Genomic DNA, 16567 nt, shown 5'->3' with positions numbered 1-16567 from the left:
TCGTCATCGCTACCATTTTCAATCCCCTCCGTTAAAAATCCATATGCCGCCTGCCGTCAAAACTGCTGGGGGCAGGCAAAGCTCGACATCGCCTCCAGTCTGAATGGATTGAGAACCGACCCGAACTGAATATCGAATTCGGCCGTCTGGCCGCCATTATCAAACCGTACCCGCAAAAGATCACCGGACTGGCTTTCGATATTTGCGCCGTCGAACAGGCGGAATGGTGACCAGTCGCCGTTTTCGGTCTTCGCCTGCTGCCAGCCGCCCGGCTGGAAGGCGATGCGCGACAGGCTCGCCGTATTCTCACGGGAGGGCCAGGTGATCGACTTCGCCTGGATCGGGCCGTGATAATAGACCACCCGCTCACCCTCGATTTCCAGCATCACGGCGCTGGAGGCATTGGTGAGCGAAACGGGTTTGATATTGATCGAAACCGCCGGCGTCTCGCTGCCATTCGGGAAGAAGGCACGCGAAATCTTGTCGGCATTTTCGAACTGGGCGATGGCGCTGCTTGGAATGCCGGCCGCGCCGAAGGTGCCTTTCCAGCTCCAGGGGGTGGTCGTCTTGTCAACGAAAGGTTCCATGCGCTGTTTGAAGAAGCTCTGGAAAACTCCGGTCGGGCCGAACAGACGCGTAAAATCCGCAATGGCGACATCGCGGGAGGAGGACCGGTCGAAAGGATAACGCCCGGTCACGATCGAAGAGCACAGGGAGGCTGAATCGGCCGCCCAGAGGTCTGCAATACGGCTGCGTGCGGATTTGACCGCAAGCGAGCCGACATCGGCCGCCACCCCCGCCACCCAGACGTCGAGCGGCGCCGGCAGTTGGCGTGCCTGCTGCAGCAGATCCTGATTGGCCTTGGTCAGCTGGCTGTCCACATCGAACACCTTGGCGACCTCGTCGGACGTGGTTGCAGAGCGGGCGAGCTGCTCGTTCAGCATCTTGAAATTGGAAAGCAGCTGCTCCGCTGGAGAGCCCGCTGCCTTACCGCCATTGGTTTCCGCGCCTGCCGCCGGGGTGGCTCCCTTGGCCGCCAGCATATCCCGCAATCGCGCATAGGGGTCCGCCGCATTCACGGTGGCGGCAAGAACGGCCGCCGTCGCATCGCCTTCGGCGGCGGAAGCGAGGCTGGCCGGATTTGCGCCCACACTGGGGCGCAGATCGGTCGCTTCGGCGATGGATTTTGCCGCCTCCACCAGAATGTTGCGCTCATTGGCGAGGGCGCGGGTTGTTTCCACCGCGTCGCCCAGCGTCTGGGAGGGCTTGACCCTCAGATCGGCCAGCGTATCGGCCCATTTCTTCTCGAAACGGTCGAAATAGATTTGCAGCGCGGCCTGTGCCACCTGTTCGACCGTCGCGCCGCGGATCGCGTCGTCGGAACCACGCACCCATCCTTCCGAAAGCGCGATACGCGCCGCATGGGCGATCTGCGGAATGACGACGCTGCGATATCCTTGCGCCGTGAAGAGGCCTTCTATGCCCTCCGCCATCGGGGCCTTGCTGCGGCGTTCGAAAGCGCGTTCTCCAAGCGGGCCGAAGGCCGTGGCGGGCGTCCATTCCATCAGCTCCTGCGCCTGCGGAAGGCCGGCGAGAATATCATAGGCACGGGTGCCGATCGCCTGGTCGCGGATGGTTTCGCGGGCGGTGTCGATGAGGCGGGCATCAAGCTCGATCGGGGCGAGTACGCCATCCGCCAGGGCCCTTGCGTGCTGGTCCAGCGCCTCCCGGGCCGCCGCCCTTCCGTCGCCGGGATAAAGGGACGCGAACATCTGATGCGTCTGCATTGTCAGGAAATCCCGGTCCAATGCGCCCATGCCGCCGAGCATTCCATAGAGTTTCAGCGAATTGAACGTGCGGGTGACATCCTTTTCGTCCTTCAGCTGTTTCTGTAGCTGCACGATCATGCGCGGCAGCAGAAGGGCGTTCAGCGCGCGCTGATAGGCATCGCGCTGCCGCCCGGCGATCTTGTCTTCCTGATCGAGGCCGAAACTGACATTCCACACGCGCTCCCGGGCAAAGCCGGAGTTGACGTCACGCAGATTATCGAGTGCTGGAAGGATGCGCAGGAAATCGGCATCGGCGACATCGCGCACGGGAATGCCCTGCACCAGCTGCTCATAGGCGCCGAGCTTGCGGTCGGCTTCCGCCAGCGCCTGCGTATTGGCGAAATAGGTGAAAATCCAGCCCGTGAAAACGACGGCAACCGCGACCGCGCAGGCCGTATAGGCAATGCGCCGGACAAGCAGCTGCCGCCCCGAAAGGCGCTTGTCGCGCATCACCAGCGCGGCCTCGGGGAAGATGACATCCTTGAAGAGCCGCGCAAGGAAATAGCTGCGGCGAGCCCGTGGTGCACTGACAGGCCGTTCCGTTTCCGGCTGCGTTCCCGAAGCGAGGTAGACGCCGCGCAGAAGCGGCGCCTCGATCAGGGGGGAACTTGCGCAAAGCTCGCTCAGAGCTTCGTGAAGCCGGTCTTTCAGCCGCGCCAGTTCCGCCGGGAAACGGAAGATACGTCCGCGTATCTCCGCATTCTGTTCCTGCTGCAGGCGCTCGATCAGCATCGCGTCGACCCGCTGCTGCAGCAGTTCGAACTCTTCCGTCAGCCGTTGCGGCAGGTCCTTGGCGGAATAGCTCTCATCCAGCTTGAAGGTCGTGCCCCAGACCTGCTGGCGATCGGTCTTGTTGAAACCGTCGAAGAATTCCACGAAGCCATGCAGGAGGTCGGCCTTGGTCAGCACGATATAGACCGGCACGCGGGCGTGCAGATATTCATCCAGTTCCGAAAGGCGTTGACGGATGGAGCGCAACTCCTGTCGCTGCTCCTCGGGATCGCGGGTGAGAAGATCGGGGATGGACAATGTCACCAATGCGCCGTTGATCGGCTGCGAACGGCGATATCGTCTCAGAAGGCCGAGGAAACCTTCCCAGCCGGCTTTCGATGAGCCATCGAGATCATCCTGCGTGGTGTAACGCCCTGCCGTGTCGATCAGTATCGCCTCGTCGGCGAACCACCAGTTGCAGTTGCGCGTTCCGCCGATGCCTTTCACCGCGTTTTCGCCGAGCGCATCGCCAAGCGGAAACTGCAGGCCGGAATTGGTCAGCGCCGTCGTCTTGCCGGAGCCCGGTGCGCCGAAGATCACGTACCAGGGCAGATCGTATATATAACCGAACCGCTTTTTCGTGACGCGCCGCAACAGCGCCAGTGCTTCCTTCAGGCGTGTCTGGATTTCGCCGATCTCGGCCTGACGGTTGGCGAGAGCCTCGCGCTCGATGCTGTCGACGAGTTCCTTGTCCTGCTTGCGGCCGCGGTAAATCGTGACGACGATGTAGATCAGCCAGATGGCTAGAATAATGCCGATGGCGATGAGCCGGGCCTGCGTCGTTCCAAGCGGCTTGAAATCGCCGAGCGCAATCAGGTAGCCGTAAAACCAGATAACGACGCAAAGCGCGATCACCCACAGGAGCGACAGGAAGCGGCGTCCGACGAGGGCCGCATAGCTCTCGACATAAGAGCGGATCGTATAAAAATAACTCAATGGATTCATGGCTGCGCCTCTCCCGGCTGCTGTCCTGAACTGTTCTCTATGGTCGGCGAGAGAATGCCGGCGTCGCTCAGTTTTTCATCGGGGTTGGTCAGGACCATGATTTCCGTTCGGCGGTTTATCTCGCGGCCTTCATCCGTCTTGTTGTCGGCGATCGGGTCGCTGTCGGCGCGGCCTTCCGTCAGGATTGCTTCCGGGCCGGCGAATTGCGAAAGAATGTCTCCGACCGCCTTGGCGCGCGCTTCGGAAAGATGCCAGTTGGATGGGAATTCCACGGTCTTGATCGGCACGTTATCGGTATAGCCGATGACGACCGCGCGGAATTTTTCCGCCGCGAGCGCGCCGCCGATACGCTGGATCAGATCGCGGAACTGCGGGCTGACCTCGGCGCTGCCGGTGGCGAAAAGGCCTGAATTATTGATGCGTATGCGCAGTCGTCCGTTGACATCCGCCAGCGTGACCAGCTTCTTTTCGACCTCCGGCTGAAGGAAGGCCATCAGCTTTTCAAGCCGGGAAGGTTGCTTCGGTTCCACGATCTTGGGTGGTTCCACGACCCTGGGAATATCGACTTTGACCGGTGGTTGCGGCGGAGGGCTTGCAATCAGCACGCTCGGCGTCTCGTTTGGAGGCAGATGGGCCAGCCTCTCGAAAGTGACATCGGATGCGCTGTTGAGTGACAGTGTGAAGAAAAGATAGCCAAGCGCGAAGGCGAGCGCCATCAGGGACAGCAACGTCCAGAGCGCGGCCATCGTCCGCAATGGCGTATGCCGGGCCTCGACACCTTTCCAGTGCGGTGAAAGTTCCCGCTCGAAAGCGCCGTACTGGCCGATCAGCGTCTTGTAGAGACTGTCGCGGATGCGCGAAAGCTCCAGCGCGCCCTTCGGTGAAACGCGGGTGCGTCCTTCAAAGGCCAGTGACAGGCACAGATAGATCAGCAGCAGCAGATCCTTGTTGGCGCCGGGCGACTGGTGGAAATGGTCGAGAATGTCGAAAACCCGGTCGCCGCCGGTGACATCATTGTGGAAGGTGGACACAAGGCCGGAGCGCGCCCAGCCTGCCCGCACGCCCCAGGGCTTGCTGAGAATGACATCATCCACCGTTGCGCAGACGACATAATGCGCGGCCCGTGCCCGCTCGGCGCTGATGCGGGCGGAGGCAAGATCGCGCTCATAGCGGGTGATCGCTTCCAGGCAGGCACGGCGCAGATGATCCGGGTCCGGCTGGGCGTCGCTGAAGCGCAACAGATGCGCGAGATTGAGCAGCGGCGCTGCCGATTGTACCAGCGTCGGCACATCCTCGCCACCGAAGCGGAAGCCGGAAAGCAGCTGGTCGACCGGCATGGCGGTCGTGTTGCCTTTCGGCCGGGCGGCCGGCTCGTCGGTCTCGATGATGTCTTCGAGGATCGTCGCCATGTTGCGGGCGTTCTGGTTGCGGCGGCGGCTTTCCTCGGTGATTTCGACCACCGTCGGCAAATCCTGCCAGGAGGAGGGCTTTTCGTTGCTCATTCGCGTAACGCCCACATTTCCATCTCAAGCCCGGGAAATTCGCCCGCCAGATGCAGGGCGATGGCGCCCGATGTCTCGAGCTGTTTCCAAAGCGGTGATGTCGTGTCGATTTCGAAATAGACGGTGCCGGAACGATAGGGCAATTGCCGCGGCAGAACGGGTAGCGAGCGCACGGGAATGCCCGGCAGCGCGACATTGACCAGTTCCGAAATTCGCTCGACCGGCCCGACCTTGATCTGTGCCGGCAACCGGCGGCGAATGTCCTCGGCGGCCATATCAGCACGTACCGCAAGAACGAAACCGGCATCGCGCAGCAGGGTACGGTCGTGGATGGTGCCGACACGCACGCCATGGCGGCGCTCCACCAGTTCGATGGCAACGGCCGCCTGTTCCAGAACCGCCGAAAGCGACGTGCGCAGATCATCAAAAACCGCGCCGAAGGTGGCCTTCAGATCATCATGACGATAGGGCGGGAAATTCGTCGCCCGTTTTTTGTCCGTCGTGAAGGTGGCGAGTTCGCCGGCAAGCTGGATGCAGTCCTCGTAAAAACGGATGGGGTGAAAACGCGTGGCGTTGGCGCCGCGATGCGAAAGCAGCGGATCGGCCCGGTTGAGGATCTGCAGCAGGAAGTAATCGCCCACTTCCGCTGTTCCGCGGATCGTCGGATCGCCGATGCGCTCGGCGATCGCCTGGGCGCGGTGGCGCACGATCCCCAGAAGCTCCGTCAGCAACTCGTTGAGACGCGGTGCCGCGGCGCAGGTGAGACTGGGCGGAATGAAATCCGGATCGAGGATGACCGCACGGTCGGAGCGAACCTCGATCACCCGCGCCAGCCCGATAAGATCGTAGCCGGAAAGGTCGTCGCCGGTCTTGAGGAATTTCAGGCTGAGACGGCCGACATCGATGGGGGCGACAAAATCCGTCTCGATATTGGTGTCGGAGACCTCATAGCTGGAGGCGGTGAAGCGCACATTGTTGGTGTCGTTGCGGCCCGATGCGGACATGTCCGCCTTGCCGGGCTGGCGGGCGGGCAAGGCGAGATAGATGATGGCGTCCTTGACGCTGTCATCGAGATCGAGCGGCGGCGGCAGGTCGGAATCCTCCGGCGCCTCGAAAGGGGTGCCATCGGGAAGAACGCCGCGCAGGTTCGACAGGGCAAATTGCCCGATCGACAGCGCGCTGCGGTCCATGCCGATCTCGGCAATGCCCCAGGGATAGGGAGAAAGATTGCGCGTCGTGTTGCGCACGAGGCGCTCCGTCCAGCGGTCGGATTGCTGGAAATGCTGGACGCGAAGAAACATGCCTTCGCTCCAGGCAACACGGTTTTCATGTCTCATCGTGGTTGTTTACCCCCTTGGCATCGTTCGTCATCGCGTCAGGCTCTGCACTGGGCGCGGCGTCACCGCGCGCTGCCCGTTGCAGAAACTGCCTGACCGGCAATTGACGGCCGTTTTCTTCAAACTGCTTTTTGTAGGCGGACCAGTAATCGGTCCTGGTGATCAGCGACTGCCAGTCCCTGCGCTCGATTTTCGCGCGAATATCGTTTCCGGCATCGACCGAGGCTTCGAGAAGCCGCGGCTCGAGTTTCTGCGTGCATGTGTGCATGAGCGTTTCAAGAGAGGCGGTAAGCCGACGCTGCTGATGAATAAGGGTTTCCAGGCGTTCGCTTAGTGACGCATGTGGCGCGGCAGCGGCGTGATCGCTTTCGATGTCGAGAACGGCCATGCACTCGGCATTTTCCCTTTCGAGCGCGGTCAGAAGATCGCCGATCCCTGCCTCTGCGCCGGAGGTTTCTGCTGGCCATGTTGCTTCTGCGGCCGGGTCTTCGTTTTCATCCGGAAAGACGCTGTCGAAATCCTCGCCCTGCGACGGTGATGCCGGGCGTGCGATCATGACCGGCGTGTTCAGCGCGTCCGTGTGCTCGTGCCTGCTGCTTGCGGCCGGCTCTTCATCCCAGTCTTCCGGCAGTACCGCACCCATGCCGCCGGCCTTGGGCGGGGCGCTCCAGCCGATCTCGACATTGCGTGAAATGGATTTGGGTTTCGGGCCGGCGGCATTGCCGCCCGTTTCCATCCAGTCATCCTGCGGCAGCGTGCCGCCCAGCACCCCGCCGGCGGAGCGCCCGTTCGGGGCGATATCGGCAAGGATTGCGGAGATGGTCAGGGGTTCGTCGCTCATCCGCAGGGAGGCATCGGGATCGGAAAAATCCAGTTCGGCATCGCCGCTGATGACCACTTGGAAAATCTGGCCGCCGATGTTGATCTGCGAGCCATCCTGCAGCCGTGCGCTCTCCCCTTCGAGCAGCAGCCGGCCATCGACCAGCGTGCCGTTCGCACTCTGGTCCACGATCGTAAAACCTTCACCATCGCGGCTGAGCGTGCAATGCAGCTTGGAAACGCGCCGTTCATCGTCGTCGATCTGCCAGTCGCAATCCCGCGACCGGCCGATGACGCGGCGGCCGCGCTCGAAGCTCCATTGGCCGGGTTTTGCGGCCCCGATATTCTGTGTGTGCCTGAGCGCCAGTTTCATGTCATGCCTCACCCGGAGATTGCCGAGCCTTCCCGCTCGGTCACGATGGCGTCGGTGCTGTCTTTTTGTGCCGGTGCCACGCGGGCCCAGCTGTTCCAGCCAAGACGGGCGGGAGCATTGGGCTGGCCCAGCTGGCAGAAGGGAATATCCTCCTTTTTCAGGATCACCTGCACATCGAAATCGAGCGCGCTTCCGACGAAGAGCCGTGTCAGCGAGAATATCTCGGCGAGCCGTTTGGATCCGGGCGTCAGTGCCAGATAATCCGCATAGGCGACCGGGCCGATGACGACGCGGAAGCCGCCGCTCATATCCTCCACGGCGCTACCCGCCGTGGTATTCTGCCCCAGCCGCAGCCCTGATGCCTGCCCGAGCTGGCTCTGTTCGTGAAGCGGCAAGGGTACCCATCGCCGGCGGAACTGTTCGACGACGACCGGAAGCCCGGTAAATTCGCAAAGGGCCGAGGTGAGCGCCGAGACATTGCGGTTGCGGCTGGCGAAAAGCCCGCTGAAACGCAGAAGCGTATCTTCGCTCACCCCGGCTTTCTCGGTCAGGCCGGCCGTGCGGAAGCCGGTAAGCGCAAGCAGCGTCTTGCGGAAACCGTTGTTTTTTCCCTGATCGGACCAGCGTAGTCCCCTGGCGAGGCGATATTTTTCCGAAGCGGTTACAAACAGCTCGCTGAATCTGGCTGCGAACAGATTGAAGAAGCTCGCCAGTGCGCCGGAGCGGCTGCGCTCTTCCCGTTGCAGCAATTCGCCATAGGCTGGCGGCAGCGAACCGAGTGGTCCGACAATCGGGGCGAAGGCCGATTTCAGCTGGGAAACACCGTGTTTGCGGCCGAACCCGCTGATCGCCAGCGCCGTGGGCTGCACGCCACCATGCGCCGCAATCGTCAGCCCGTCATCCGAAACGTGCTGGGCAACGCGAAAGGCGGTGGCCGGATCAAAACGGCCGGGATCGGCGCTGAGAAGAGCGGCCTGCTGATCTTTCAGTGTCGGTATCTGCTGTTCCATCCCGGTCTCCTAGAGCAAAGGCCGGTCCGCCGCGCGGGCTGGCCAGCGGGCAATCGGTTTGGAATGGCCGCGCATCGTCGCCGTCAGCCGGGTGAAGCTGTTGATCGAGGTATAGAGGCCGAAGAAGTGGTTGAGCACACTGGCGAAAATGAAGGCGGCGGGGCGTGCGATGAGTGCCGGATCGAATTCCACGATGATGTCGGTTCCCGGCACCATCGCCGAGCCGATGCGGGCGTGGGAATTCTGGGCCTCGACATTGCTGATCGATTCAACCAGCTGCCGGGTTTCCGGGCTGTCTCTGAAGGAATAGAGCGACAGAATATCTTTGAGCGGAGCGCCGCCATTGTCTGAAAGCGAGAGATGATTGAGCAGCAGATGCGAGATGAGCCGCCATTCGCGCGCCGAGCGTTCGTTGACGCGAATGGCCGCCGTCGGCGGCATCAGGGCATGGATGGACTTCACGGCTTCGTTGCCGGCTGAAAGCTGGAGGAAGGGGTGTCCACCGCCAAAGGGAAGCTGGCTCGGCAATTCGCGGTTGATGCAGAGCGTATCGACACTCGCCACCATGTCGAGCGGCCCGAGCGGCCCGCGCTTTTGATCCACGAAGGCGATATCGGTATCGGAAGAGCCGTCGTCGTCAAAGCGGCGCTGGATCTGCCAGAACACATTCGAGCCGTTGTTGCGCTGGGTGCGCCCGAAAAACGGAGAAGTCTTTTCCGTCTGCCCGGAGCGGCTGGTCAGCTCGACATTTTCGACGGCGTAGATTTCACGGGTCCGCTGCCGCCTCGCGTCAGGCAGAAGACGATATTCCGTGCGTGTTCCATCCAGGCTCAGCGGTTCGCAGTTCTGCTTGAACAGGTTGATGACCGGTGAGGCGTTCAGCACGAAATCCTTGACGGAGACCATGCGCTCCAGCCGCGTATCCGCCGCATCCAGATAGATATAAAGCTCACAATTGCCGCCGCTCCACCTGTGCAGACCGTCAATATCGAGAAAGAGGAATTTCTGCGGCAGCGCGAAGAATTCGGTGAGAAGCCGGTATCCGTCAAAACTGTTGGCGGGATAGGGCAGCATGGCCTGATCGCGCGTATAACCGGATGGCTTCAGATTGGCGGCGGGCAGGAAAACTGCCTCCTTGTCCTCGGAGTGACGGGCTAGCGCCATGCCCACGCAGTGGTTGGTCAAGAGCTCGTAAAGCGCCGTCGCCTGCTGCCAGGCGGCAGACAGGAATATCTGCAGTTTCGTCAGCCCCATTTCCGGGAAGGTACTGCCGCGTGGCGCGGTGCTACGCAGGGAAAGTCGCAGGCAGCTTGCCGCACCGGCGAAGGACGCTGAAAAAGGCGCATCGATCGGCTGGCCGGAAAGCGTCGCCGCGGCGATCTGCAGCGGAACGATCTCCACCTCCTGCGTCGTGCGGAAACGGCAGCTCTCGCCGCCCACCGGTTCGGCGAGAATTTCGCTGTGACGCGGAAGCGGCTGCACGGTTGCCAGCGCGGGGCTCGGTGCAAACTGAACGACGCTCATCGAAGGGATCGGTGCAAGATAATGCGGATAGAGCGTTTCCAGCAGGCTGTCCGACAGTTCGGGGAACTCGTCGTCCAGCTTCTGGCGCACACGGGCGGCGGAATAGGCGAAGCTCTGGATCAGCCGCTCGACATGCGGATCGTCGGCGACATCCCCCGTCATGCGCAGCCTGCCGGCAATCTTGGGAAACGCCGCCGCGAAACGCGATGCGCGTTTTCGCAGCGCGAAGAGTTCGTCATTGTATTTTTCGAGGAAGCCGTCAGCCATTCGTCGCCTCCACCAGAAAACGCTGGGTGGACGGATCGATCCGGGATTCAAAACTGATCGGCGGCATGCCTTCCTGAAGGCGGAAGCTCGCCTGTATGCGCATGCGAAGCGCCCGGTCGCCATCCGTGCGGTTTTTCAGGATCGTCACATGCACATCGGCCAGACGGGTTTCGAACAGGGAAATCCGCCGTTCGATGCTGCGTGCGAGCCGTGCCTTGGAGGCGTCCGTCACCAGATTGGCCGAGAGAATGCCGTCCACGCCATAGTTCACCAGCGCGTCGGACAGTTCCTTCAGTGCTGCCGGCGGGCCGGCGGGGTTGCGACGGGTATTGAGCAATGCCTCCAGATCGCGGCGGATCACCTCGCGCATCTCGCGCGCCTGATCCTTCAGGCTGACGAGCGCGTCCGTTTCCGCATCCGGCGCATCATCGAGCAGCCGGTCCAGAACGGAGCGCGACAGCGTTCTCTGCCGCGCGCGATATTGCTCCAGCGGATCAACCACGGGCGATCTGCCTTTCATCGTCGGTGGCGGCGGAAAGGGAGCCGATTTCGTGGAACGGCACCACATCGTCGCCGATCAGCAGGCAGCGCTGCCCTTGCCCGGTCGCCAGCGGCTGGCCCTCATCGCTCCAGCGTGTTTCCCGGCCAAGCAGAAGGCCGATATCGTCCTTCGCGCCGTGATAGATGGCCGGAAGCAGCACGGATGCGACCGCGCCGTCGCGCAGGGTCAGCTCAGCCCCGCGGAAAGCAAGGTCGCGCGGGCGGCTCATGGGGTCGATGGTGAGGCTCTCGATGCGGCCGTAATCGATCCACAGGTAGCGGCCACCATTGGTCAGCACTTCCAGCGCATGCGGAATCCGGTCGTCCAGATCGCGAATATCGCTAGCGCTTTTGCCATTATGGCCGATCGGCACATTGCCGCGTTTTTCATCGAGTTCAGCAAGCGCGGCTCTGGCGGCATCCGCGTCACCGCTGCGTGCGGCGATATTCGCCCGGATGGCCAGCTGGTCGAGTTCGGATGGACCGCCGGGAAAATCCGGCACCGCGCCGTTCTCGAACCACGCATTGCGCGCGGCCATGGCGCGCAGTTGATGACGAAAGAGGGAAAAGCCGACACTGTCCTGCGGCGAGAATGTTGCGGCCAGATTGCATTGCGCATCGGCCTTCTCATAGTCGCCGGCAAGGACCAGCAGGTCGATATAGAAATGCCGGCCGTCCTTGTCGGTGGGCTTCGTCTTGACGTGTTCGCGCGCAAGCCCGATCGCGTCCTGCAGCCGGTCGTCATCGAGAAGGCGGGAAATGTCGTCGCGCAGCGTCATGCGGGTATCCTTTGTGGCTCGGCCGAAGGCCGGGATGCGGCGGCGGGCTGCACCATGGTTTCGGCAATGAGGTGAAAGCTCGTGGAGACGTCATCGAGCTGGAAATGCGGCTGGAGGCGCACGGTACAGGAGAATGTGCCGGGCTTGCCGGGAACTTCGAAGACGTTGATCCCGGCGGAGCGCAGCGGGTAGCGCGTGCGCAGCGCCGCTTCCGCATCGTCATTGCCGAGCGTGTAGGAGGAAAGCCAGCCTTCCAGCTTGCGCTCGATCGTCGAGGCGTCGCTCAGCTGGCCGATATCGTCGCGCATGATGACCTTGAGGTAATGCGAAAACCGGGAGGCGCACAGCACATATTGCAGCATGGCGGCAAGACGCGCGTTCTGTCTCGCCGCTTCGCTGGAATAATGGCCGGGCGCATGCAGGGACTGGTTGGCGTTGAAGATCGCCATGCCGGAGAGATAGGTGGTGGAGACGGGCACGATGCCGAGATCGGAAAATTGCTGTTCCTGCCCGGTCGTCAGCTGCACCTCGACGGGCGGCTGGGCGGAAAGGCCGTTGCTTTCGATACCGAGATCGAGCGGCGGCAATTGCCGGGAAGAGAGCATGCCGCCATCCACGGCATCCTGCGTCACACCGCGCAGATCCGCAAACCAGCCGGAATCGACGAAGTTGCGCACCACCACCGTTGCGAAGGCAAAGGCGGCATTGCCCCACAGCAGGGTTTCGCCGCTTTCCGCCACATGCTCGCGGAACGGAAATCCGTCATCGCGGCCGCGCGCATAGGGCTTGTAGGGAGAGCGCAGCAAAACGCGCGGTGCGACAAGGCCAACGAAGCGGGAATCGTCGCGTGCGCGCAGCGCATTCCACCGCAACCGCGATTTATCCTGCTTCAGCGAGGAAAAGTCGTGAACCCGGCTGAGTTCGGCGAAGTCCTGCAGACCGACGGCGGAAGGCGCTGCCGCCGCCACGAAGGGGCAGAAGGCCGCCGCAGCCACCATGCCGATTTGCGACAGCGTGGTGATGGAATCGGCACCCTGTAGATCGTCAGGGGAAAAGGCGTAGTCACCGATCAAGAGGCCGACCGGTTCGCCGCCCGGCATACCGAATTCGCGGTTATAGACGACCTCGAAAAGATGGCTCTGGTCGAAGTCGGTGGCGCGTTCCGTGTTGCGGGCAAGGTCACGCCAGCTGGCGTTCAGCAGCTTCACCTTGACATCGGTGCTCCGGCCCGCCTCACGAACGACCATGGCAAGCCCGCGCCATCTCGCTTCCATCGCCTGAAAATCAGGGTGGTGGAGAATGGCGTTCACCTGGCCGGTCAGCGCATCGTCGATGAGAGCGATGAGCTGGTCGGCGAAAATACGGGCGTCCGGAAAGGACTGATGCGCCATGAGCGGACTCCGGATGATGAACGGGGCCGGGGTGGCGGACCACCCCGGTCCGGGCTCAGTTCTTGGACGGAATACGGGCGACCATGCGCAGCGAGGTCGTCAGTTCTTCCATCTGCAACCAGGGCCGCATCCATGCGACCGCATTGTAGGCGCCGGGTTTGCCCGGCACTTCCTGCACGGTCACCTTGGCGTCGCGCAGCGGATATTTCGCGCGGCTTTCCTCACCCGCTTCGTCATTGGCGTTGACGTAGTTGGCGATCCAGCGATTGAGCCAGACTTCGCAGTCCGACGCTTCCATGAAGGAGCCGATCTTGTCGCGGCCCATCACCTTGAGATAATGCGCGAAGCGCGACGTGGCCATGATATAGGGCAGGCGGGCCGAAACGGCGGCGTTGGCAGTCGCCTCCGGCTTGTCGTAAAGCTTCGGCTTGTGCGCCGTCTGGGCGCCGAAGAACACCGCGTAATCCGTGTTCTTGTAGTGGCAGAGCGGCAGGAAGCCGAGCTTGCCGAGTTCGGCGTCGCGGCGGTCGGTGATGCCCACTTCCGTCGGGCATTTCAGGTCGAGATCGCCGTCATCGCTGGAGAAGACGTGCATGGGCAGATTTTCCACCCGGCCGCCATTTTCCGCACCACGGATCGCCGTGCACCAGCCGCTTTTCGCAAAAGCGTCGGTCAGCTTCGTTCCCATGACGTAGGCAGCGTTCATCCAGCAATATTCGTCATGCTGCAGATCGCCATTCACCGCACCCTTGGTTTCGTCATAGGCGAAATCGTCGATCGGGTTGGTTTTCGGGCCATAGGGCATACGCGCCAGCACTCGCGGCAAAGCGAGCGTCACGAAACGGGAATCGTCGCTTTCGCGGAAGCTGCGCCACTTGGCATATTCGACCGTGTCGAAGATCTTTTCCAGATCGCGCGGACGGGCGAGATCGCGATAGTCCTCGAAACCGAACATGCGCGGGCTGGCCGCGGAAATGAACGGTGCGAAGGCTGCCGCTGCGATCGACGAGACACCCTGAAGCAGCTGCACATCATCGAACGAATTGTCGAATTCGTAATCGCCGATGATGGCGCCGAGCGGTTCGCCGCCGGGGGTGCCGAATTCGTCTTCGTAGATCGCCTTGAAAAGCCGGGACTGGTCGAACTCGACGGCCTTTTCCAGATCCCTTGCGAGTTCCCGCTTGCCGGCGTTCATGACGCGGATCTTGAGGTTGACGCTCGTCTCGGAATTCTTGACGAGATAGTTCAGCCCGCGCCAGGTGCCTTCCAGCTTGGCGAATTCCGGCGCCTGCATGATAGCGGCGAGCTGCTCGGAAATCGTCCGGTCCAGTTCGGCGATCGCGTGGTTGAGGGTGACGGTGAGGTTGCGGTCGTATTTGACCGTTCCCTTCAGGGCCTGATCGGTCAGCGTGCGCAGCAGATTTTGCGCGCGGTCCGGTTCGGTCTGGCGGGTTGCGGCGACCACCTTGGACAGGAGTCCCTGGTCTTCGGCGGTCGTTGCCTGTGCTTCGTTTTTCAGCAGGCTTTCAGCGCTCATGTTTCAGTCCTTCCACATGCGGCTTTAAAATGCCGCTTGAACAGGTGAAGCCCCCTTTGCGGGGGCCGTTCGGGGAGGTTTTCCTCCGCACAGGCGATTATTCGCTTGCGCCGTTCTTTTCCTTCAGTTCGGAAACGAGCGTCGCGAGGTCCGTCTTGTTCTGGAGAATATCCTCGAGCATCCGCTCCAGATCTTCCGAGCGATCGGCCTTGGAAAGCAGGTCACGCAGCTCGTTGCGGGCATCCAGAAGCGCCTTGAGCGCCGGGACCTGCTGCACGACCGCGCCGGGTTCGAAATCGTCCATGCTTTCGAACTTCAGGTTGACCTGCATGTCCGTCCCGTCTTTCTGCAGCGTATTGGCAACGGAAATATTGAGGCCCGGCGTCATGCGGCGCATCACTTCGTCGAAATTGTCACGGTCGATCTGAACGAATTTGCGCTCACCGAACGGCTTCAGGGGCTGGGTCGGATTGCCGGAAAAATCACCCAGCACGCCAACGACGAAAGGCAGTTCCTTGACCACCATCGCGCCTTCTGTCTCGACTTCGTATTTGATGTGGACGCGGGGCTTGCGAACCCGCTCCAGCTTTTCATGTACACTTGCCATTTCAACCTCCTTGATGCCCCGTGGCATAGATGACTGTTATGGGGCGTCGTCTCGCCCCGAGTTTGTTATTTTCCGTTGTTTTCTCCGCCGGGTTTGATTCCGGCGGCCGTCAGAACGGCGTTGCGGACCTGCGCTTCAGGCAGAAGCTCCGCCAGCAGTTCCGAGAAATCCATGCGTCCCCTGCGAACCAGCGTTTCGATGGAGAGCGAGATCGGTGAATGCGGCTCGGTACGGCGAAAGTAACGCGCAACCGAAAGAAGAGTTTCAAATGCCTCGTCGCGTGAGGATATGCCCTCCGGCGAGACCACGGCGGCGCGTATGACGGGTTGCCCGCTTTCATCGGTGCCCGCAATCGCGGCCGGCGCCTGTTCGACCGGTGCCGGCTCCAGGTCCCGCCCGCCCAGCGTGCGAATGGCGGCAGCCGCCTCGATAAGCGTGTTGCGTATGTTGGAACTCGGCGGAGCGGACTGGCCGCAGCGCTCTGTCAGAACTGCCATGATTGCGTCAAACGAGGAGAGACAGGCATTCACCTCCGACAGATGCGAGGACATGGCGGCAACGCCCGCCTCGGAGGCTGCCCGATACAGTTCCTCGCGACGTTTGCCCTCGTTCGGCCGCTGCGCCAGCTGGAAATCCCAGAGACTGTGCTCGGCGAATTTCCCTCCCGGGATCAGGGGCGCGAGGCGAAGCGGCTGAACAAGCGTGCCTTCGCTGCCAATGCCGTTCAATCCCGCAAAAGGTGCAAATTTTTCTTCGTCATTATCGTCACTGATTGACCGCAATGAGTCCCAGTGGTTGTAAAAAAGATCGCTGCAAAGATCATAGATTTCACGTAGGCCGTGAAATCCACGCAGCCTCAGGCTTGCTTCCGCAAGCCATGCCAATATTTCGATATCCTTGCTTTCGGAATATATAATCTGCAATCCAAGATTGCTGACACTGTCCCAGCTACTGGAGATCTTCAAGTTATCTTGTGGGGATGCAGCGCGCTCTTCTGTCCGTGCCTGGTTTCTTTCATCCTTAATTCTATAGTATATTTCACGCGTTCTTGCGTCGATGCGGATATTTTCTCCGCAATCTCCCAAAAATTCTATATCTCTTTTAACATGCGGCGCGTTCAAGAGCAGTCTATCTCCAGAAAATAGTAATTGATTTTTTGTAGTTACTTCCCTTACGTGAGGCTATTCCTCAGACAGACTTATTCAAAATGTGTCTAAATTGTGGCGTCTACTGCCTAATCTCACCTGATAAAAAATAAACTTCGGGGTGGACAACGCGGTTTCATCGTCATAGTTATTCCACGTCACGTTGTGGAATGGACCGGGGCAGGAGGCTC

At 61.3% G+C, this 16567-nt stretch carries 12 protein-coding genes; all 12 read right to left on the bottom strand.

Features of this window, described 5'->3' with window-relative positions; genetic code table 11:
- Window positions 1–56 precede the first annotated feature (56 nt).
- Window positions 57–3545 (bottom strand): type VI secretion system membrane subunit TssM, encoded by a 3489-nt coding sequence (gene tssM, locus JZX88_RS19455; protein ID WP_206914493.1) that lies wholly within the window; start codon window positions 3543–3545, stop codon window positions 57–59.
- Window positions 3542–5047, bottom strand: a complete 1506-nt coding sequence (gene tssL, locus JZX88_RS19450; protein ID WP_065117856.1) for a type VI secretion system protein TssL, long form — start codon at window positions 5045–5047, stop codon at window positions 3542–3544. Before tssL ends, tssM begins: the two co-directional genes overlap by 4 nt.
- A complete protein-coding gene (tssK, locus tag JZX88_RS19445) occupies window positions 5044–6384 on the bottom strand; it encodes a type VI secretion system baseplate subunit TssK (RefSeq protein WP_065117855.1) in 1341 nt (446 codons plus the stop codon). The genes tssL and tssK overlap by 4 nt, the downstream gene beginning before the upstream one ends.
- Window positions 6374–7576 carry a type VI secretion system-associated FHA domain protein gene (locus JZX88_RS19440; protein WP_206914492.1) on the bottom strand — a complete coding sequence of 401 codons (1203 nt, stop codon included), beginning with the start codon at window positions 7574–7576 and terminating at the stop codon, window positions 6374–6376. The genes tssK and JZX88_RS19440 overlap by 11 nt, the downstream gene beginning before the upstream one ends.
- Window positions 7577–7584: 8 nt before the next feature.
- Entirely contained in the window at window positions 7585–8586 is a 1002-nt protein-coding gene (gene tssG / locus JZX88_RS19435; protein WP_206914491.1) for a type VI secretion system baseplate subunit TssG, read from the bottom strand.
- 9 nt (window positions 8587–8595) lie between these two features.
- Window positions 8596–10377: a type VI secretion system baseplate subunit TssF gene (gene tssF, locus JZX88_RS19430; protein WP_206914490.1), complete on the bottom strand. Its 1782-nt coding sequence runs from the start codon at window positions 10375–10377 to the stop codon at window positions 8596–8598.
- Window positions 10370–10879, bottom strand: a complete 510-nt coding sequence (gene tssE, locus JZX88_RS19425; RefSeq protein ID WP_206914489.1) for a type VI secretion system baseplate subunit TssE — start codon at window positions 10877–10879, stop codon at window positions 10370–10372. Before tssE ends, tssF begins: the two co-directional genes overlap by 8 nt.
- Window positions 10872–11696: a type VI secretion system accessory protein TagJ gene (locus JZX88_RS19420; RefSeq protein WP_206914488.1), complete on the bottom strand. Its 825-nt coding sequence runs from the start codon at window positions 11694–11696 to the stop codon at window positions 10872–10874. The genes tssE and JZX88_RS19420 overlap by 8 nt, the downstream gene beginning before the upstream one ends.
- Window positions 11693–13087, bottom strand: a complete 1395-nt coding sequence (gene tssC, locus JZX88_RS19415; protein WP_142858867.1) for a type VI secretion system contractile sheath large subunit — start codon at window positions 13085–13087, stop codon at window positions 11693–11695. Before tssC (JZX88_RS19415) ends, JZX88_RS19420 begins: the two co-directional genes overlap by 4 nt.
- Before the next feature lie 55 nt (window positions 13088–13142).
- Complete coding sequence (gene tssC, locus JZX88_RS19410) at window positions 13143–14624, bottom strand: type VI secretion system contractile sheath large subunit (RefSeq protein ID WP_110758770.1); 1482 nt, start codon at window positions 14622–14624, stop codon at window positions 13143–13145.
- 97 nt (window positions 14625–14721) lie between these two features.
- On the bottom strand, window positions 14722–15231 hold the full coding sequence (tssB, locus tag JZX88_RS19405; protein ID WP_010973761.1) for a type VI secretion system contractile sheath small subunit: 510 nt from the start codon (window positions 15229–15231) through the stop codon (window positions 14722–14724).
- Window positions 15232–15296: 65 nt separating this feature from the next.
- Window positions 15297–16352 carry a type VI secretion system protein TssA gene (tssA, locus tag JZX88_RS19400; RefSeq protein WP_110758768.1) on the bottom strand — a complete coding sequence of 352 codons (1056 nt, stop codon included), beginning with the start codon at window positions 16350–16352 and terminating at the stop codon, window positions 15297–15299.
- Window positions 16353–16567 lie beyond the last annotated feature (215 nt).

Source organism: Agrobacterium sp. OT33 (assembly GCF_017313365.1).
Taxonomy (GTDB): domain Bacteria; phylum Pseudomonadota; class Alphaproteobacteria; order Rhizobiales; family Rhizobiaceae; genus Agrobacterium; species Agrobacterium rhizogenes_A.
This window is presented reverse-complemented; position numbering and strand designations above follow the sequence as displayed.